Annotated in this window: 18 protein-coding genes; 12 read left to right on the forward strand and 6 right to left on the reverse strand. The window is 41.3% G+C overall.

Features of this window, described 5'->3' with window-relative positions; genetic code table 11:
* Positions 1-3: 3 nt before the first annotated feature.
* Positions 4-2,232, reverse strand: coding sequence for a hypothetical protein (locus EHS15_RS02065; RefSeq protein ID WP_135758883.1), 2,229 nt, complete (start codon positions 2,230-2,232; stop codon positions 4-6).
* A 104-nt stretch (positions 2,233-2,336) separates the two neighbouring features.
* A complete protein-coding gene (locus tag EHS15_RS02070) occupies positions 2,337-3,941 on the reverse strand; it encodes an NADP-dependent glyceraldehyde-3-phosphate dehydrogenase (protein ID WP_135758884.1) in 1,605 nt (534 codons plus the stop codon).
* Between the two features lie 29 nt (positions 3,942-3,970).
* Here EHS15_RS02070 and EHS15_RS02075 point away from each other — a divergent pair, with 29 nt between their 5' ends.
* The 4 genes from EHS15_RS02075 (at position 3,971) to EHS15_RS02090 (ending at position 8,204) form a co-directional block, all read left to right on the forward strand.
* Positions 3,971-4,204 carry a hypothetical protein gene (locus tag EHS15_RS02075; RefSeq protein ID WP_246051855.1) on the forward strand — a complete coding sequence of 78 codons (234 nt, stop codon included), beginning with the start codon at positions 3,971-3,973 and terminating at the stop codon, positions 4,202-4,204.
* An 863-nt stretch (positions 4,205-5,067) separates the two neighbouring features.
* Positions 5,068-6,246, forward strand: coding sequence for a MaoC family dehydratase (locus EHS15_RS02080; protein ID WP_135758885.1), 1,179 nt, complete (start codon positions 5,068-5,070; stop codon positions 6,244-6,246).
* Positions 6,247-6,314: 68 nt separating this feature from the next.
* The gene (locus EHS15_RS02085) at positions 6,315-7,334 is read left to right on the forward strand and encodes an MBL fold metallo-hydrolase (protein ID WP_135758886.1); all 1,020 of its coding nucleotides are present in this window, start codon (positions 6,315-6,317) and stop codon (positions 7,332-7,334) included.
* A gap of 3 nt (positions 7,335-7,337) precedes the next feature.
* Positions 7,338-8,204 carry a hypothetical protein gene (locus EHS15_RS02090; RefSeq protein WP_135758887.1) on the forward strand — a complete coding sequence of 289 codons (867 nt, stop codon included), beginning with the start codon at positions 7,338-7,340 and terminating at the stop codon, positions 8,202-8,204.
* Positions 8,205-8,968: 764 nt separating this feature from the next.
* Here the strand turns inward: EHS15_RS02090 and EHS15_RS02095 are convergent.
* The gene (locus tag EHS15_RS02095) at positions 8,969-10,336 is read right to left on the reverse strand and encodes a DUF2079 domain-containing protein (protein ID WP_135758888.1); all 1,368 of its coding nucleotides are present in this window, start codon (positions 10,334-10,336) and stop codon (positions 8,969-8,971) included.
* A gap of 113 nt (positions 10,337-10,449) precedes the next feature.
* Here EHS15_RS02095 and EHS15_RS19030 point away from each other — a divergent pair, with 113 nt between their 5' ends.
* Positions 10,450-10,602, forward strand: coding sequence for a hypothetical protein (locus tag EHS15_RS19030; RefSeq protein WP_167884133.1), 153 nt, complete (start codon positions 10,450-10,452; stop codon positions 10,600-10,602).
* Between the two features lie 22 nt (positions 10,603-10,624).
* On the opposite strand, the gene EHS15_RS02100 is transcribed toward EHS15_RS19030, so the two are convergent.
* The gene (locus EHS15_RS02100) at positions 10,625-11,416 is read right to left on the reverse strand and encodes an aldolase (protein ID WP_135758889.1); all 792 of its coding nucleotides are present in this window, start codon (positions 11,414-11,416) and stop codon (positions 10,625-10,627) included.
* A 114-nt stretch (positions 11,417-11,530) separates the two neighbouring features.
* Here EHS15_RS02100 and lepB point away from each other — a divergent pair, with 114 nt between their 5' ends.
* From lepB to ilvB, 3 genes are all read left to right on the forward strand, one after another.
* A complete protein-coding gene (gene lepB / locus EHS15_RS02105; protein ID WP_135758890.1) occupies positions 11,531-12,580 on the forward strand; it encodes a signal peptidase I in 1,050 nt (349 codons plus the stop codon).
* 7 nt (positions 12,581-12,587) lie between these two features.
* Complete coding sequence (locus EHS15_RS02110; protein WP_135758891.1) at positions 12,588-12,797, forward strand: AtpZ/AtpI family protein; 210 nt, start codon at positions 12,588-12,590, stop codon at positions 12,795-12,797.
* A 270-nt stretch (positions 12,798-13,067) separates the two neighbouring features.
* A complete protein-coding gene (gene ilvB, locus EHS15_RS02115) occupies positions 13,068-14,762 on the forward strand; it encodes a biosynthetic-type acetolactate synthase large subunit (RefSeq protein ID WP_135758892.1) in 1,695 nt (564 codons plus the stop codon).
* Here ilvB and EHS15_RS02120 read toward each other — a convergent pair.
* Positions 14,759-15,400, reverse strand: coding sequence for an NrsF family protein (locus EHS15_RS02120; protein WP_135758893.1), 642 nt, complete (start codon positions 15,398-15,400; stop codon positions 14,759-14,761). The genes ilvB and EHS15_RS02120 overlap by 4 nt on opposite strands.
* The gene (locus EHS15_RS02125; RefSeq protein WP_246051856.1) at positions 15,397-15,954 is read right to left on the reverse strand and encodes a sigma-70 family RNA polymerase sigma factor; all 558 of its coding nucleotides are present in this window, start codon (positions 15,952-15,954) and stop codon (positions 15,397-15,399) included. The genes EHS15_RS02120 and EHS15_RS02125 overlap by 4 nt, the downstream gene beginning before the upstream one ends.
* 144 nt (positions 15,955-16,098) lie before the next feature.
* Here EHS15_RS02125 and EHS15_RS02130 point away from each other — a divergent pair, with 144 nt between their 5' ends.
* From EHS15_RS02130 to EHS15_RS02145, 4 genes are all read left to right on the forward strand, one after another.
* On the forward strand, positions 16,099-16,356 hold the full coding sequence (locus tag EHS15_RS02130; protein ID WP_135758894.1) for a hypothetical protein: 258 nt from the start codon (positions 16,099-16,101) through the stop codon (positions 16,354-16,356).
* A gap of 89 nt (positions 16,357-16,445) precedes the next feature.
* Positions 16,446-17,273, forward strand: coding sequence for an MNIO family bufferin maturase (bufB, locus tag EHS15_RS02135; protein ID WP_135758895.1), 828 nt, complete (start codon positions 16,446-16,448; stop codon positions 17,271-17,273).
* Entirely contained in the window at positions 17,270-18,046 is a 777-nt protein-coding gene (locus tag EHS15_RS02140; RefSeq protein ID WP_135758896.1) for an HvfC/BufC N-terminal domain-containing protein, read from the forward strand. The genes bufB and EHS15_RS02140 overlap by 4 nt, the downstream gene beginning before the upstream one ends.
* Positions 18,047-18,179: 133 nt before the next feature.
* Positions 18,180-18,665 carry a glutathione peroxidase gene (locus EHS15_RS02145; protein WP_135758897.1) on the forward strand — a complete coding sequence of 162 codons (486 nt, stop codon included), beginning with the start codon at positions 18,180-18,182 and terminating at the stop codon, positions 18,663-18,665.

Here is an 18,665-nt window from a genome sequence, read left to right on the forward strand (position 1 = left end):
AGATCAATTGAATTCTAACAGAAAGTAGGTGCCATGAACATCGTGAGGAGTTCCGGAATCCGTTCCTACGTTGTCCCTTTTGATACGGAGGTGTGTGCCGCCCGCCGAAGAGCATCCTGCCGATTGGAATTCATAGGTAAGAGATGCGGAGTCCACATTGGTTGCCTGATTGATGGCGCCGATTCGATTGGAGGCAATCATCATCGATTTCAAGTAATTGGAAACTCCTCCTGACGGAATCGTATCGCAAATTCCTACGTCCGATGTAGTCATTGCAAAAGAGTTCGATTTGACTACGAGCCCACTGGGAATGGAAACTACGAAATACTGAATCGCTAAATCTCCTCCTGTTCCCCCTCTTTGAAAGGAAATTTGACTCGTGGAAGAAAAGGAACCGGCAGTGTAGTAATTCTGTTCGTAACCTACTCCTCCGTTTGGCGTATAACTATTGTTAAAAATTAGAAAACTTTTCGTTAAGTCTACCGCAGAACCTAAGTTTGCTGTGACGGTCGAGGTTCCGTGGCTTAGGTTTGCGATTCCGGATTGAACGGAGGATGTATGCCATTGAACCACCTGCCATTCCACGGTAGTATTGGTGCAGCCGTTGCAAGAGAATCCCAGGGTAGTGGAATTGGTAAAGGAAACTTGTACTTGTTTTACGTTATCGGAAGTATTGCCTGTGGTTGAGGTTCTTGCATAAGAGATGATGAATGATTTCGCACTATCGACAGCCTGTGTTAGGTTTGCTGACCCCGTGCCGGAAGTGAGAGTGGTTGCACCTCTTTGTACGGAGATCCCGGAACTGAAATTCATTACATAATAATTGGTGGTGACGTTGTTTGCTGCAGCGGCCCCTTTCGTGACTATGACTTGTGTGCCTGCACCGTTTAGCTGGCATGTGGTTGCGTTGACAGTATCGGAACTGTTGGTTTGAAAATTACAAATCACAAAGGAAGTGCTCGGATCCACAGTGGTTCCTAAAGAATAGTTTGCGGTTTGACTGGATGAGTTTTGTGTTCCGTTTTGAATGTCTCCGGAGAGAACGATAGGAACATTCAAAGATACTGAGTAAGATACGGACGCCGTCAAACCGTTGAAAGACGAATCTCCGTTTGGTGATGCGGGAACCGTGGTTCCCAGTGAAATCGTTCCTGAGGAAACTGCGAAATTGGAAACAGCTTTGACCTGAACTGTCTGAGCCGTATTGTTTCCGCTGGTAAAGGTAAGTGAATAACTTCCGTCCGTATCGAAATTGGAATCGGAAGATTTTTTGATATAAATTTCCGATTGCGTATAGGTGAAATTGACTGTCACATCGGAAGTGGGAACGGAACTAAGAGCGACCGTAAAACTACCCGTTTCTCCCGCATTCAAACTCAAAGTCGCCGGGCTAGGAGTGAACACCAAACTTCTTGTTTGGTTGGATATGGATGCGGTTACGGATTTAGTCAATCCTGAATATCTTCCGTCCGTACTGCTTGCGATAAAACTGATGTTCGTATTCTCTGTCACGTTCGACAAGGATCTGAGATTCACAGTTTGTTGTGAGGAATAATTTCCGGAAGTGAATGTCAGAGCCAAAGGAGAACTTGTACTTGCATCTAACGCAAGCTTTGAATTGGTAAAGGAAAGAAGAAGGCCCACATTGGCGGTAGGCTGGAGATTCAACCTTACTCCGAAAGAACCAGTTCCTCCCCCTTCCAAGGAAACCGTAGACGCACTTGTTACGATGGATGCGGAAGCCTGCTGGATGGTAACAGGAATCGATGCAGTCAAATTGTTGTAAACTGAATCGGAACTTTGAGTGGATAAGGTCAAACTGGAACTGTCGTTGGCATTGGTCAATGCGTCCAAATTGATCGTTTGTAATGTATCGAAATTGGAAGTAGTAAAAATCAAATCGAATGGAGAAGTTCCTGAACTATTTACAGTGAGTTTGGATGTATCGAATCCCACGTGGATAGTGACATTTTGGGAAGGTTGAGATGCCAGCCGAAGAGAAAGAGTTTTGGTATCCGCAAAAATAACTGTCAAGGAAGAAGATGTGATTTGAATCCCTCTTTCGGGAGTCACTGTAATGACTGTTTCGGAAGAGGTGCTTCGATTGGGAGAGGAGTTGAGTAAAAAGCTAAGTAGGGAAAGTTGTTCCGTAGTGGATACTTGTGTACAATGAGAGAGAAGCAGTGTCGCCGCACTCAAAAAGAAACATCGTACATTCCCTAAAGATTTCATGGAGTTTTCCTGAGAGAAAATCTCATCCTTGTATCATGTATCTTATCGGGTAATTTTCAATCTAAATCCTCCTCTGAGAAGGAAAAAGAAAAAAATCGGCAGAACTAGGGAAGAGAATCCGTGTTAAGGAATCTAGATGATTTTGTTTTCAAAATGCTGCGAAGAATCTCTTTGCTTCCTTCCTCTTCTTTGGCGGCTACAAGGCTTCTGATAGAAAACACTCTGAGCGCATCCGTTACGGAAAGAGTTCCATCTGCGGAATCTTTTCTTCCTGTAAAAGGAAAACGATCGGGACCTCTTTGGCATTGGGCGTTGAGGTTCACTCTTGCCACTTGATTCACAAGTAAATCGACTAACTTTCCTAAAATGACAGGATCTTTTCCGAACAGACTCGCTTGTTGCCCCATATCCGAAATACGGACATAATCCAAGGTTTCTTCGATGGACTTATAGGGAACGATGGGAACGATCGGTCCGAATTGCTCTTCTTTATAAATTCTGGAATCTTTGGAAACCGGAAACAAAACGGCGGGAGACATAAAAGATTCTGTCACCTCACCTCCGTTTGCATTGATGATTTTGGCGCCTTTGTCTGTGGCATCTTGCAAAAGTTCCGAAAGCCATTTCGTTTTACCTTCTTCGGGAAGGGGAGTGAGAAGAACATCTTTCTCCCAAGGCATACCCGATTTCCATTCGGAAAGAACTTTCAGATATTTGGAAGTGAACTCTTCCGCTTTGGACTCAGGAACGAAAATGATCTTTAAGGCAGTGCACCTTTGCCCGTTATACGAAAGAGATCCGGAGACAATCTCTTTTATGGATGCGTCTATATCGCAGTCTTCCAAAAGGATGGCAGGATTTTTGGCATTCAAACCCAGAACCGATCTCAATCGGTTGAGTTTAGGATGTTTTTTGGAAATTAAGTTAGCGGTCGTGCTGGAGCCGATAAATGCGAATACGTCGATTTTTCCCGATTCCATAATGGGAGAAACGACTGTGGCGCCGTCACCGTACAGAGTGTTGATGACTCCTTTTGGAAATGCCTGTTGGAAACATTCCAACAAAGGTTCCAGAAGAAGAACTCCGAATTTTGCAGGTTTGAAAAGAACCGTATTTCCCATAGCCAAAGCGGGGATCAAAGTACAAAATGTTTCGTTTAACGGATAGTTAAACGGTCCCATGCAGAGAACCACACCGTAAGGAGCCCGTTTGATCTGTGCAACGATTCCTTTTTCGTAAACGAATTGAGAGGATGCGGCTTCCATTTCTCTCAAAGCATCGATCGTGTCCCGAATGTATTCTACGGTTCTTTCGAACTCCTTGATGCTGTCTGCGTGGGTTTTGCCGATTTCCCACATCAAAAGTTTGATGATCTCTTCTTTTTTCCCCATCATCAATTCGGTGAATCGTTCGATAGCACCAATTCTTTGTTCTGTGGTGCTTTGCGGCCAATCTCCAGATCCTTGTCGGTAGGCATTCAGGCAAGATTCCAAAGCCGCCATCGCCTGCCTTTCATCGAAGGAAGGATAACTTCCCAGAAGGACTTGGGTGAGTTTTCCGTTTTCTTCCAAATGGATCGGGGAAAGAACTTTTTCCATTTTGCCTTCCCAGACCTTCAATTCTCCGTCCAAAAGAAATCGTTTTTGATGTATCGGAAGGATTCTAAATTTCTCAGGGATGGATTCAAGTTTAGGAAAGGAAAAACTCATACTTGAGATGGTTTTGTCCCCGGTTAAAAATGCAAGGATTTCCGGGCGGGGAGCCCGATACTAAGAAAGTGGAACCGTTTCTCTCCTCAGATCCTGCACAAATCGCTGTACTTTCCGAGCGTTTATTGGAGAGGGTAAGGGAATTGGAAGAATTGATGGAACAGGTTCGTACCGACCTGGATCAATACAGAGTCGCAAGGGAAGAATGGCAGATTTGGCATAGCGCTTGGAAAAGAGCCAGAGAGAAAAAAGAGGCCATCTAAAAAAGCGCCCGGAGCTTATAACAATGAAGTGCGCTATTGTTATAAGCTCCAGACTGGGAAATGAAAGAAACAACCTAATAAATGAAAACGATGGCAGAAATTAGTTTCTGTCTTATTGTATAGGAAGGAAAGGACGCAAAAGTTTTTCTTATATTTTTTCTCGAAACAAAATCAACTAACATATAATATAAACTTAGAAAACCGCTGCCTACTCCGTATTGAATCTATGTTTGGCGCAACTGTTCATTTTGTACCTAATCGGATTCAGATAAACGACAAAGAAGTAAAAAAGTTTTTTCTTTAAAAATACCCTGGACTTTTACCAATTTTTACCAATAAGAACGGCGAGAACTTGGTTTTCATCAAATTATTATATGCGATTATATTTTTGTTAAGCACAATTCTTATTTCGAAATAAAAGAATGAGAGTCGTTGAAATAAAAAAGATCGTGAAAAGATAAATTTTTTTGCGTTTTATGCAATAAAAAGAAAGAACGTTTGTCAGAGAGGGACTCCTTCCTTTTCGGCTTTAGAAAAAAGACAGAATCAGTTTATCGCTTTTTTAATGTTAGATGCTTCTTGCTTTTCTCAAAACAACTTACCTTCGATTCGATTTCGTATTACAATCTCTCGTTTGGGTTTTGAAGATGCTTTTTCTGCGACAAAACGATGGCAAGTTTTAGGAGATGGATGAGGCGTATCACATTCGTATAAAATCCTTATCTTCGTAGAGACAAATCTCAAAATGAAACCAGCTATTTCCTTCCGATTTTTCGGGCGGATCCTCGGTTTCGGCAGGGAATCGGGGAAAACCCCCCTCGAAAAAATCTTTTCCTGGCATAGCCTCGTTGCAAGTTTGCACTATGGTAGAAAAAGCTATGACCCCGTTCGGAGAGATCGCTCCGAAAACCCCAGCCACACTAGATCAAATCAAAAAAAATATATACGGCCGTTACTTGGAAGAGTTTGCAGTAGGAGACATATATGTCCACCCTCGCCAATTCACTGTAGACCGCAGTTTCGCACAAGAATTCGCAACCGTGTTTATGGATTCGAACCCGCTTTACCTTTCTGCAGAATATGCGAAGGCGCACGGTTTCCAAGATTTACTCGTACCGCCGCTTATGGTGTTCAACCTTGCGTTGTCCATCGGAGTGCAGAATAACAGTGAAAAGGCGCTAGCGAACCTGGGTTATTACAATGCACAGTTTTTACAGCCAGTTTATCCGGGAGATACTCTTTCTTCCCGAACAAAAATCCTCGCAGTAGACGACAAAGGTGCGGACAAACCGGGAATCGTTCATGTGCGAACTCTTTGCCTCAATCAAAAAAACGAAGTGGTTCTCCAATACGAAAGAAAGATCATGATCTATCAATCGAACGGAAAACCGAAAGGAAATTCAAAGCCGGGGGACAAGTCCGCATTTTTTCCTGAGTCTGCCACTCCTGCATTGAAACTTCCTAACCTACAATTCCCTACTCAACTAAAAGATGTTACATGGGGACATACTTATTTCGAAAATTTCAAACCTGGTCAAATTTACGTGCACCAAAACGGACGCACGATCACAGACGAACATTACCAATGGACTTACAGAGTAGGGAACACTCACCCTCTTCATTACGATAAACTCTACTCGGCAGGAATTTCCGGCCCTATGGGTGGAGAACCTGTAGTTTACGGAGGCCTCGTATTTGGTTGGTTAGTTGGAATGGCTTCCAGAGATATTTCCGAAAACGCTCTTTGGGAAATCGGATTCACGGAAGGATATCATACACAACCTGCTTTCTCCGGCGACACAGTTACATGCATCACACGCATTCTTTCCACAGAAGATAAAGGGACTGAATATGGCATCGCAGCGGGAGAAGTTCAGTTGCAGCTCATCGGACTCAAAAACATCAAGGCAAACGATGCATTGGATAAATTCGGTGCGGATCTATTCTTGAAAGAGAACGATAAGAAAAAATTGGGCAAAGAAAAAATCCCGGAAAAGATCTTCGAAATCGAAAGAAGACTTCTTATCAAAAAACAACCGTAATATGGGCATTCGTCCGAACTCCGCTTGCGGTCCTTCGGACGTTTCTCCTCCCCATCCTTGAAGCAAATATGATCGTCACTCCTCCCAAAAAAATCCCTCCCATGGAAGAGATCGGAGACGAGATCTATAAAATCGTCCTTCCTCAGCCTTTTTATGCACCGAATAATATCTATTTGTTTTGCGGGAATGAAGGACTCACTCTGATCGATTCCGGATACATCGAATCGATCCCCATGTTGCAGGCATCCTTACGAACGAAAGGTTTTTCCTTAAAAGACATCCGGCATGTCATTTATACTCATAACCATCTGGATCATATTTCTTCGGCTTTAGTGTTAAAGTCTTACGCGCCGAAAGCGATATTTTACGGGTATCGTGCGATGCAGACAGGTGTGGGGAATTATTTGGAATCTATGAGACTTTTCGAAGAGGCGACAGAGGATTTGTTTCGAAGAGCTTTCGGAGATCCGGACGAATTGAACCGCATTCTTACGGAATCTCGTTCCGGTTGGAATCAATTCTTTAGTAAGTTCAAGGAAACGAAAAAAGGGGATCCTATTTTAAGAATCGACCATGCTATAGATCATAACGATTCTTTGGAAATCGATTCCAGGTTGTTTCGTTTTTTATATACCCCCGGTCATAATTTATATCATATCACTCCTGTTCTCCCTCATTCAGGGATTTATTTTTCGGGAGATCTCATCATCGCCAATCTTACTGCCATTTATTCCGAATTAGACGGAAGTTTGGGGGACTATTACTTCACATTGTCCAAGTTATTGGAGGAACCGATTAGAAGACTGCTTCCCGCACACGGTCATGAAATAGAAGATCCGATCCGTACGATTCAGCTTGTGAAAAAAACACTTTCTATTCTTGAGAAGGGAGTCATCCGAAGACTCAAGGAAGGTTCTTCCGATCTACTCCATTTGATGGAAGCAGCCATAGGGAAAAAAGTTCATAACGGAGGACATCTTCCCACTGCACTCGGTTTGATCTATTCCATCATACAGAAATTGGTTTTGGAAGGAATGATTCGCATCGAGATCAGAGAGAACGGATACGAAATTTTCCACATGCGGTAAAACATGAATCTCACTGATTTTTTTAAGAGAATGTTCGGTTACACAAATAAAAGATTCTTATTGTTTTGTTTTCTGATATTTATATCAATTCTATATTTATTTTTTTATCCTCTCAGGCTGTCGCCCGATTCCACCAATTATATTGCAACGGCAGAATATTTAACCGCTGGGAATGGTTTCTATTATAATACTAATTGGCCTTCTTTAGATATGAGTCTTTCTTTAGAGAGGTATACAGAATATCCACCTTTGTTTCCTGTCATTATTGCTGTCTGGGGTGCTGTCGTCGGTTATACCGGCTTTAGTATAAAATGTTTTTATCTTCTAAACATTTTATTATTAAATTATAGCGTTTTTTTGTTACTTAGATCATTCAATGTGAATTTATTTTTCTTGTTACTTGCCTTTTGTTTAATTAATTTCAATGGATCTTCAAATGTCGTGTATGAATATTTTTGGAGCGAAGTTATATTTCTGGCTCTGGCAATATTTTCAATTCATGTAATTATGAAGAGGAAGACTTTCGGGTTTGTTCTTGCGATACCATTTCTAACGAAAACTATGGGAGTTCTACTTTTTTTTCATGAACTGATATTCAAAAACAAAATAAAATTACGATTCAAAATTTTCTTATCTGGTGCATTCGGTTTAATATTAGGATCGCTTTGGTTTTTATACAACTACTTGCAGGTTGGAAATACTACAAGGAGTCATTTTTCCGGAAATGTGTTGGGAAAATTCGATGCAGACTTTCTTTTAAACAAAATCGGTATTCCTTTCCACTGGCTTGTGACTGGATGGATCAATAACCCTTTCCCAGAAAACGGGGTTTTAACATCGCTCTCTCTGCCTTATTATCATTATATTTAATTTATCTATTCATTCAGGGAGTTCTGAGAAATAAAACTAGGAGAAGTTTCGGATACTTAGTTCTTGTTACATTGAATCTTTTTTTCGGAATGATTGTTTTGTCCATAGTCGCAAATTTTAATGATTTGGATGGTAGATTGCTTTTTCCTTTTTGCGTAATGTTTATTCTTTCCACTATAGTTTTCATCCATCGCTTAGGTAAATATAGGAATTTTTTTGGAGTCTTGTTCTTTTTGCTTTTGATTAAGGTTGATGTTTTTACAAAAGAGAACGTAAATGAATACAGCAAATTCGAAAGGATATCCCTTTTTGCTCAAGAAAACGTTCCAAATCTGAATGATCGAAAAATGATCGTAAGCGATTATGAGTTTCGTCATCAAATGTTTTTTATGAAACCTCATAGAATCGTTTGGGATCAGAAGTTTTTTGATAGTTGCGGAGGATATTCCAAATTAATAAATTACAACCCGATGTACATCTTCTCTAAAAATTCCTCTATGCTGAAAAGCATAATCCAATGCTCAAAGGATTTCGAGATGATATCGTATGATGGGTTTGATATCTTATTTGAACCGTTAAAGAAAAATTAAAATTTTTGCAGTAGAAGCTCTGCGCCACGGATCGACCGAGCGTCCTCGTCGAGGGAGAGCCGGTTCGTGCTGACGATAGAATTACTGCGATCGATTGCATTCGAGGCGTCCACACTAAAGTATAGAATGTCCATATAATGAATCTTAATCGGAAGCGAGCTCGACAGAACTCGACTAAAATTTCCAAACTTCTATAAGTTTCCCTTGGAATAATTTTTCCGCTTTGTTTTCAACTAATCCTAAGGAAAGTGCTTTGAGTCTTTCTTTCGGATAGAGTTCTTCTTTCGTGAATTCTGGAGAAAGGATGATGTAACAAACGTTATTTTTTTTCCCCCCGCATTCCGAACCGATCCGTTCCAAAGGCCGAACAGGATTTTCTTTGGGAACATAAAAGGACAAATTGTACTGACTGTAAACGATCTCTTCGGAAGGAATCGTTTTCATTCCTAGGTGCAGTTCTTTTCTAAGCGTTTCAGATGTTTCTATTGTATTTTGGTTGGACGTTTCTTTCCCAAGAGTGAGTGGAAAGTTTCCATCTAACGAATTCTTGGCGAAAATAAGTCCTATCGATAGAAATAAAAGCCACAGAGGAAGCGGTTTTCTGGTTCTGATCCAAACAAGCCCTGAAAATAAAAGAAATGGAATGAGACTGTACGAATAATAGGAATACACTTCATGATGCCAAGGCCGGGAAGAAAACGCATGAAAAAGATAGATGAGAGAGATTCCTATGAGTTCCGGAATCATTAGAACGATTCCGCTCCCTCCACTGATCAAAAGTTCCAAATACGTTTTGAAAGACTTAGAAAACCCTTCCACTTTTTTATAAGAGGAAGAATATTCCCGTAAAAGTTCGTTCGACCAGGAGATCGTATTTGCCTCCGAACTGAGAGAAGGGAAAATCCAAACCGATAAGATAAAATAACAGCCACAAAAAATCAAAGCTGCCAAAGAAACGGATCGAAGCAGCACTGACTTCTTTCCCCATAAGGGAAATTTTTTATCCACCAAATAAAAGTTATATAGCTCAAAGACCCATATAGAAAACAGGAAACAGGAAAGATAAACAGCTATATCTTCTTTTACGGAAAGAAAAAGAACAAGACTGATCCAAAAACCTATTTTGTTACGAAGACTCCTTTCTCCCGATTTCAATCGCAGATAAAAATGAAAAAATAATCCTGAGAAAGGAAGGACTAATACCTCGAAATGATAGCTTGTGATCAAACGGTAGATATAGAGTTGATTGAGAAGGCAGATAAAAATGAGAAGGGACACACTATAAGAACTTAGATCTTTATTTTGATTCTCTTTGAATCCTTCCCTATAAAAGAGCCGACTCCAAATGAAAACGCCTAACATTCCATAAAAGTAAGAGCCGAAAGCATACCCCCATCTTTCCGGGAACAAGAGGGAAAAGGGAACATAGGCCAAAAGCCCAGGAGCGAAATGATGCAGCAAATAGGAGCCGTCACCCGAATCGGAATAGTATGAGGAGTGAAATCCGTTTCCTCTTGTGATTTCTCGGATGACTTCATCCATTCCGACATAATCCGCGTCATGAAAGAAAAACAATTCTGCGAATTTGAAAGAGAGATCGTAAAAATGAATCCCGAAGCCGGTGATAAAAATCAAAGTACATAGGATCGGAAAGAGTGACAGAAGTTTCGGATGGGAAACTTCATATACCTTCTTTCTATTTAGAAAAAAATAGAAAGAAAGAAGAATGCAGAAAAGAAAAAGCCCTTGGTGCAAGGGCTTTTGAAAGTACGAAGGAACAACAAATAGAAAGGAGGAAATTAAGCTGAATGCGAAAACTAAATAAATCACCTAACGTATGAAATATAAAACTTTTCTTTCTCCGATTCTTTCTCTGTTGATTTCCACTCTATTTCTATAGTAGAAACCTTTTTCAGGAAAAGCTTTGGAAAAAAGTTCGTACAAATCCATTTCAAATACAAGCATACATTCCGCCACATCGGCGGCACCGATTTCCATCGTTTGTTTCGTATCCACCATCACATGTCTGGAATTGATGAAATCGGGAGCGATGTCCGTCGCAATGGAACCTAAATTGTTTTTAGTGATTGTTCCCCCGACGGAAGTGATTTTGTTTCTGCTTTTTGCTTCTTGGATGATCTTTTTAGAGACACGAGTCACTTCCGGATCATCCGGTTTTTTGTCCATGGATGCGGAAAGATCCGATCTAGCAGCAGTTACTTGCTGCAAATCTCCGAAAGCTGCGGAATCGAAAATGTCCAGAAGGTTTCTGTATCCTGTGATTGTTTCCAAATTGATCGCTTTTTTCAACTTATCGTATTCGGATGCGGACAAAAGGTTCTTCAAAGTGGCGATGAAATTTTTAAGAGCGTATTCCGATTCCACCATAGGAGCGGAAATTCCTGATACACCAATTCTATTGCATATTCTAATATCGTTACGTGCTTCGGGGCCGCCTATCTTGACGGAAAGAGGTAAAATTCCTTGGCAGATGTTTTGCAGAAGAGCGATTTCCGACTCTCCCATGTCTTCGGTTTCCGTGCCGGTTTTCAAACAGACAAAAGCATAATGATCCTTCATTTCCTGGAGGGTTTTGCGAAGAGTGATTAAATTTTTTTCCATAGCAGAAGACCTGGGCTCCAGGTATGGTATCGGAGAAATAGAGGAATCGTACAAGCCTTTCTCTGTTTTTTTTCCTCGGGTTGACAGAAAATTCCAGAAATCTAGGGTCAGCTTATGGGAATTTTTTCCTCGATATTCAACTCAGAAACTTCCAAAAAGAATCCAACGAAAAAACAAACAAATCCCAAACCGAACGAAGACACCTTTGCAGGCATTGTTTCGTTTCTGATGATTGTCGTTCTTGTTTTTGCCTTTAAATCCTCCGTTTTGGATGCAAACAATATCCCTTCCGGATCCATGATCCCCACTTTGAAGATCGGGGACTTTCTTTTCGTAAATAAAATGCGTTATTCCTTTCGTATTCCTTTCACAGATACGGAGCTCATTCGTTATGATGATCCGAAAAGAGGAGATATCATCACATTCATTCCTCCTGCAGATGCAGTTCGAGGAGAGTCTCGCAGCGGAATTTTTGCCAAACGTTTTGTGAAAAGAGTAGTGGGTCTTCCGGGAGATACCATTCGAATCACTCGTAAATTCATCGATTCTCCTACAAGAGACAGAGTGCTTTTGGCCTATTTCGAATACAAACCCAAGGGAGAAGCGGAGTTCCAATCCTTCTCACCTGAGGAAGTTCCCATCGGAGATGAACTTTCCGATTTGGACAATACGAAAGCATCTTCCCGAGCTCTTTTTATAGAACAAAAACCGGGCTTTCAACATTATATGTTGGAAGGTTACGAAGACAGTCCTCTCCTCAACTACTGTGATTTTAAGGAAGGCTGTGTGATCCCTGACAACCATTATATGGCGATGGGAGACAACAGAGACGATTCCTTCGATTCCAGATCTTGGGGTTTCGTTCCCAGGGAAGATATTTTAGGAAAGGCATTGGTCATTTATTTTTCCATCAACTGGAAAGACTCCACTTGCGAATTCAAAAGCGGAAAGGAACTGGCGGAAAAAGGCGATATCTTTGCGGAAAGATACAGTCCTACCGAAATCGCAAGCAGATGTCATCCGGACGAAATTCGTTATTCTGTTCATTCGGGAGATGAAGATCGTTATGAAGAAAGTCGTTTGGGATGGTTGGAAAGAACCTTTCGTTACAGACTTTGGAGACTTGATGTTAGGTGGGATCGAGTCGGAAGAATTCTAAAATAAATCCAATATGCCGGATGACAAAAAAAAAGAACCTTCTCAGTTAGGTATGGTGGGAGCCGGATTCGAATTCGTAACTTCCATCCTTTTTTTCGTGGTTGCCGGTTATTATGCGGATGAATACTTTCAAACAAGCCCCTTTCTACTGTTAATTGGCTTTTTTCTGGGATTTGCGTATTCCTTCTATGCTCTCATCAAAAGAGCCAAAGAAAACGAATAAAATCCCTCTCCTTTCTTTCTTTTATCCTCCTAAAAAAAATTGACCAAAAACAGCCTCTCTCACGAGAATGAAATGGAATGAACCATAAGGATCCAAGTTTGTTTTCTTTGAAAAGCACTCAAACTGCTTCGGTTTCTTATGTACTCACCTCCCTCCAAGTCGTCGTCGTCTCTTCCCATAGTCTCAGCTTTCTGTCGTAAGAGCACTTGTCCTTAAGTGGGCTCCCCGCGAGGCAGAAAGCTTTCTGCGGGGACAAAACCAGGAGACAATATGCAATCTTATACGCAAATCACAGTAGCTGACTACTGCATTCGTTTTTTCGAATCGAAAGGTATCACGCAAATCCCCGGCATTCCCGGAGGCACCATCTTACCTATGTACCACGCTTTGGCTAAGTCGAAGATCCGGCATATCTTGGCAAGGCATGAACAAGGAGCGGGGTTCATCGCCCAAGGTATGGCAAGAACCTCTCGAAAGCCGAGACCTTTTTTCATATCTTCAGGGCCGGGGGTGGCCAACGCAATCACTGCGGTTGCGGATGCGCAGAGGGATTCTGTTCCTTTGATTGCGATTTCTGGACAGGTTCCCAGAGAACTTTTGGGTACGGATGCCTTTCAGGAACTGGACACTTTGTCCATCGTAAAGAATATAACCAAAAAAGCATATCTAGTGTTAAATGCGAATTCCGTGCCTGAAATTTTGGAAGAAGCGTATCGAATTTCTATGGAAGGAAAACAGGGACCAGTATGGATCGATTTTCCCAAGGACATCCAAAATTCCTATGTCGATCTTCCTCTTTCGAAACAAATAGAAGCAGGGATCAAAATAAACGGGAATGGAGCAGACGTTCTTTCGTCTCAAACATTCCCTCTTGAAGAACGAATTCTAACGGAGAGTTTGCGCCTGATAGAAGAAAGTAAAAAACCTCTTCTGTATGTAGGAGGGGGAGCTAAACCGGAAAGAATTTATCCATTGATTCGTAAATTTGCGGAGGAGTTTCAAGTCCCCTCGGTTTCCACACTTATGGGTTTGGGGATCTTTCAGGAATCCGACGAACTGTATTTGGGAATGATGGGGATGCACGGTTCTACGTCCGCAAATGATGCATTAGGTGAATGTGATCTGCTCATCGCCTTGGGAGTTCGGTTCGATGACAGGGCAACCGGAAATATAAAAACTTTTTGCCCGAATGCGAAAGTGATCCATATAGAGATTGATCCCAGGGAAATCGGAAAAAATAAAAAGGCGGATCTGTTTTGGAACGGAGATTTGGAAATTTATTTATCCTCCCTATTGAATGAAACAAAACGGATCTCGAAAGAAAGATGGATCTCTCGCTCCACCCCGAATGAGGAACATCAAAGACCGATTCCCGGTTTGATGAGATCCATAGCAAAATACGCGAATAACAAAAGTTATGTTCTTACGGATGTAGGTCAACATCAGATGTGGGTTGCACAGCATTATCCTTTTCCCCATCCGGGAACTTGGATCACTTCGGGAGGGCAGGGAACGATGGGATTCGGACTTCCTGCTTCGATCGGAGTTGCGTTGGAACATCCGGAAGCGACAATCCTTTGTTTTACGGGAGACGGTTCCATTATGATGAACCTTCAGGAACTCGCCACTCTCAGAGAACAGAATTTAAACGTAAAGATCATACTGATGAATAACGGACATTTGGGATTGGTGAGGCAGCAGCAAGAGATGTTTTATCAAAACCAGCGATCTGGTTCCGTTTTCGAATACCAACCGGACTTCCGCAAACTCTCGGAAAGTTTCGGACTCTCTTACGAAAGAAGAAACATCGCAGGAGAATTTTCCTTTCTAGAGGAATGGATGAGAACTCCAGGCCCTTCACTTTTGGAGATAGAAATTCCTTCACAGGAAGGAGTGTTCCCCTTTGTTCCTGCGGGCAAATCCAACCAGGAATATTTGCTCACTTCCTCAACGGGAATACATTAGTCATTACGAAATGTCTTAGAAAAGAAATAGGGAACCCAGGGGAATACAAAAAACCCTGGAACTATATGCCAAAAGAATACGTGGCCGGAAGTTTCATTCGGGCAAATGAAAGAGATGGCGTATTCTCCCAGGCTCATAGATAAAATGCCTGTTAGCAGGATGTAGTGTAACGATCCGTCGAAGTAACCTTTTCTCAGTTGTCTTAAAAGTAAGATCGTAGGCAACAAGGAAACGAGTATGATTTTTAGAGTGCATAGTGCTTCTTTGATAGAAAACGGATCCCCTTCGATGGAAAACGAAGGGCTAGGCTCTAAGAAGAGTAAGGAGAGTTTGAATAAAACCCAAGCGGTAAAACTACCGAATAACAAAAAATAAACGATCTGGTTCTCTAATTCAGGTATGTTCCATTTATATAAAAACCATGAGGATGTCAGAAGGATTAAGAATAGGAAGCTTTGAGAGATGATGGAATTCGGAAAATGGATAGATCCTATCGTAACAGAGTGCAGCAGTATGATCCCTGTAACGTAAAGGAGAGAAAGAAAGAACCAGAGAGAAAAACGATATATAGGGGAGGGCAGAGTTTCCTTTCGAGGAAGGTTTTGGGAAAGCAATTCTATCAAATGTTCCGTTTTCATGTTTTTCCTCTTTGTCTAATCTGTTTGTAGGCTCTATGTGCATTTACTTTGACTGCGGAAAGAGACATTCCCATGATTTTAGCCGTCTCTGCCAGGGAAAGCCCTTCCAATTTTAAGAACTTTACGATTAATCTTTGTTTATCGGTTAAATTCTCTAATAACTTTTCCACCTTGACTTGAATCTCATCTTGCGAATCGATTTCCTTGCTGCTCATATCCTCTATCGTATCATCCCATTCTATGATTTCTATCTTCTCTTTTCTTCCCTTTTTTCTGATATGATCTATAATTTTATGATGGGCGATCGCATTTAGCCAAGGGCGTATCGGCTTTTCAGGAAGATAGGTGTGTTGGGAAAGATGAATTGCGATCAATATCTCTTGAACTACATCTTCTCTTTCGGAGGAATCGAAAATTTTTATCTCCACTAACTTTCTGATTTCTTTTGCCGTTTCCGCAAGAAATTTCCTGTAACTTGTTTTGTTCCCTTTTTGGGACTCTGACAGCAAATGGGAAAGTAGGATGTAATGATTTGAGTCCGAAATCGATTTCACAATGAGATTCTAACGTAGAAAGTTCAACGGATAATGTATAGTTTTTCCTTTGGAGTGAATCTCATAAATAAAAAAAATAGAAACCTCTGTAACTTTCCGTAAACGAGAAACGAAGTAAACTTCGTAAGAAAACAGGAGTTTCCAATGAATTACAAAAGAAGTTTATTAGTAGGCGCGGCTATTGCAGGACTAAGTTTGTCCGCATGTACGACTACAAATACCTCGAATACCGGTTCTAAGGTCGAGGGAGAATGTCATGGAATCAATGCATGCAAAGGTCAAGGAGCATGCGGAGGAAAAGGCAGTTCTTGCGCGGGCACTAATGCTTGTAAGGGAAAAGGATGGTTGAAAACGGCGGAAAACGAATGCGTATCCAAGGGTGGAAAATTCGTAAAAGGCTAAACTTGAAATAGAAAGTCCGTTTACGGGGCAGGGCATCTCCTTCGCTCTGTTTCGTAACCGAATTCTCTGTAATATAGGGAGAAATGTGAATGGAATTGGGAAGGTTCGGCTTAGGGCTAAGGAAGGAACATTACTCGTATTTGGCGGACAACCCCGAAACGAATGTAGATTGGTTTGAAATCGTTAGCGAGAATTATATGGCCACGGAAGGCCGTCCGATCCGTATTCTGGAATCGTTGAGAAGGGATTTTCCTATCGCATGTCATGGAGTATCCATGTCCGTAGGTTCTGTAGAAGGTTTGAACCCCGAATATCCGAAATCTTTAAAGACGCTTATCGATAGAGTGGAACCTTTTTTAGTCTCGGATCACTTGGCATGGAATTATTACAAAGGCGGTTACCTGCATGAGCTTATTCCGATTCCTTATAATGAAGAAAGCCTTAATATTGTATCATCTAACATCAAAAGAGTGCAGGATGTATTGGGAAGGGAAATCTCGATCGAAAACATATCTTCGTACATCACTTACGAATCCTCCGATATGAAGGAATGGGAATTTCTGAGAGAGTTGTCTTTCCGTACGGATTGTAAACTTCTTTTGGATATCAATAACGTATATGTGAATGCGGTCAACTTCGGGTTCGATCCGATGGAATTTCTGGATTTTATTCCTGGAGAGATCGTTTCCCAAATCCATCTGGCCGGATTTACGGAAAGAGAAGGTTTTCTTTTTGATACGCATTCGCGGCCTGTGGATGAGAAGGTATGGGATTTGTTCGGGAAATATATATCCCGCTGTGATGAAAAAACGAAAATACTCATCGAATGGGACGAGGAGATTCCTGATTTTCTCGGACTGGAAGAAGAACTGAATAAAGCTCGATCGATCGTACAAAGGGCGAAAGCGGCAGTATGACTCCTCTTTCGAAAATACAATCGTCCTACTTTCTCTCCGTTCGTACAGGAGAGCATTCCGAATTATTGCGCTTGTTATCCGGTGCGGCTGGCAAACTTTCGAAAGAAGAAGCGGTGCAGGTATATGAGGATGCATACCTATATCGATTCGCTGAAGTTTTGAGCGAAAAGTTTCCGGCAGTACGAAACGTTTTAGGGGAAGAGGATTTTTTCTCATTGGCGAGGGAATATATTTCAAGAACACCTTCTTTCTGTTACGACATAAGCAGATATGGAGAAAATTTCCCTCAATTCATATCGGAAGTTTATCCTAAGTATCCTATCCTTTCCGATCTGGCTAAGTTGGAGTCCGAATTGGATTTATTATTTCGTAAAAAACAACACATCCCTTACGTTTGGAGCGATCACTACGAATCGAACGATTTGGAGTCCGCAATATTTTCTTTCGGAGAGAGTTTATCTTTGATCAGTTTTGAACATTCAGTATTAGGAATATGGGAAAAACGAAACACGGATGAAAGTTTTGACGTAGAATTTTTGTCGGAGAAAGAGAATCTACTGATATATAAAAAAAGAGAAGAGCTATTTATTCGGAGGCTGGATGAGGACGAGTTTCTGTTTTTGGACCATCTTCGAAAGGGAAATTCCGTAGGGGATACTTTGTCTTTGCTCGAATCCGTTCTGCAATTGGATGAAAGAAGAGTAGGGGAATGGTTCTTTGCACTTGCGGAAATGGAAATCGTATCCTCGGTCGAAATAAGAAACACTCCTTAATCGGGTAAAAAACAATTCTTGGGCAAAAAGACCGCAATAGACCTGGAAAAACGCAAATATTTTTCAAAAAAAAGGTTGTGCACAATTTAATATCTGGCAATATAATTCTAACTACTGACAGGAGATTCATTTTATGGCAGAGGATTTTTATCAAATTAAAGTCAAAAGAGGCAGCGAAGAGATTCCCATGTCCAATTTCAAAGGGAAAGTTCTGCTCATCGTGAACACTGCAAGCCAATGCGGTTTTACTCCTCAATACAAAGGTTTGCAAGAAACCTATGAAAAATACAATCCGAAAGGTTTCGAGCTGCTGGCATTCCCGTGCAATCAGTTCGGAGAACAAGAACCGGGTTCCGATTCCGAAATCAAACTTTTCTGTGAAAGGACTTTCAGCACCACTTTTCCTATCTTCTCTAAATTGGAAGTGAACGGACCACAGACGGATTCTCTTTATCTTCATCTCAAAAAAAAGGCTCCGGGAATTTTCGGCTCGTTGGACATCAAGTGGAACTTCACTAAATTCCTAGTCGACAAACAAGGAAATGTCGTAAAGCGTTATGCGCCGATCACAAAGCCGCAAGACATTCAAAAAGACATAGAGGAGTTGATTGCGAAATAA

This window comes from Leptospira idonii, from assembly GCF_004770995.1.
Lineage (GTDB): Bacteria > Spirochaetota > Leptospiria > Leptospirales > Leptospiraceae > Leptospira_A > Leptospira_A idonii.

Excerpts from the sequence above, each read along its gene's own strand:
- EHS15_RS02075 (WP_246051855.1), top strand. The coding sequence starts at position 3,971 with ATGCAAGGATTTCCGGGCGGGGAGCCCGATACTAAGAAAGTGGAACCG.
- EHS15_RS02130 (WP_135758894.1), top strand. The coding sequence starts at position 16,099 with ATGAATTACAAAAGAAGTTTATTAGTAGGCGCGGCTATTGCAGGACTA.
- EHS15_RS02120 (WP_135758893.1), bottom strand. The coding sequence starts at position 15,400 with ATGAAAACGGAACATTTGATAGAATTGCTTTCCCAAAACCTTCCTCGA.
- EHS15_RS02080 (WP_135758885.1), top strand. The coding sequence starts at position 5,068 with ATGGTAGAAAAAGCTATGACCCCGTTCGGAGAGATCGCTCCGAAAACC.
- EHS15_RS02070 (WP_135758884.1), bottom strand. The coding sequence starts at position 3,941 with ATGAGTTTTTCCTTTCCTAAACTTGAATCCATCCCTGAGAAATTTAGA.
- EHS15_RS02140 (WP_135758896.1), top strand. The coding sequence starts at position 17,270 with ATGACTCCTCTTTCGAAAATACAATCGTCCTACTTTCTCTCCGTTCGT.
- EHS15_RS02065 (WP_135758883.1), bottom strand. The coding sequence starts at position 2,232 with ATGAAATCTTTAGGGAATGTACGATGTTTCTTTTTGAGTGCGGCGACA.
- EHS15_RS02100 (WP_135758889.1), bottom strand. The coding sequence starts at position 11,416 with ATGGAAAAAAATTTAATCACTCTTCGCAAAACCCTCCAGGAAATGAAG.
- EHS15_RS02145 (WP_135758897.1), top strand. The coding sequence starts at position 18,180 with ATGGCAGAGGATTTTTATCAAATTAAAGTCAAAAGAGGCAGCGAAGAG.
- EHS15_RS02110 (WP_135758891.1), top strand. The coding sequence starts at position 12,588 with ATGCCGGATGACAAAAAAAAAGAACCTTCTCAGTTAGGTATGGTGGGA.
- EHS15_RS02085 (WP_135758886.1), top strand. The coding sequence starts at position 6,315 with ATGATCGTCACTCCTCCCAAAAAAATCCCTCCCATGGAAGAGATCGGA.
- EHS15_RS02095 (WP_135758888.1), bottom strand. The coding sequence starts at position 10,336 with ATGGATGAAGTCATCCGAGAAATCACAAGAGGAAACGGATTTCACTCC.
- ilvB (WP_135758892.1), top strand. The coding sequence starts at position 13,068 with ATGCAATCTTATACGCAAATCACAGTAGCTGACTACTGCATTCGTTTT.
- lepB (WP_135758890.1), top strand. The coding sequence starts at position 11,531 with ATGGGAATTTTTTCCTCGATATTCAACTCAGAAACTTCCAAAAAGAAT.
- bufB (WP_135758895.1), top strand. The coding sequence starts at position 16,446 with ATGGAATTGGGAAGGTTCGGCTTAGGGCTAAGGAAGGAACATTACTCG.
- EHS15_RS02090 (WP_135758887.1), top strand. The coding sequence starts at position 7,338 with ATGAATCTCACTGATTTTTTTAAGAGAATGTTCGGTTACACAAATAAA.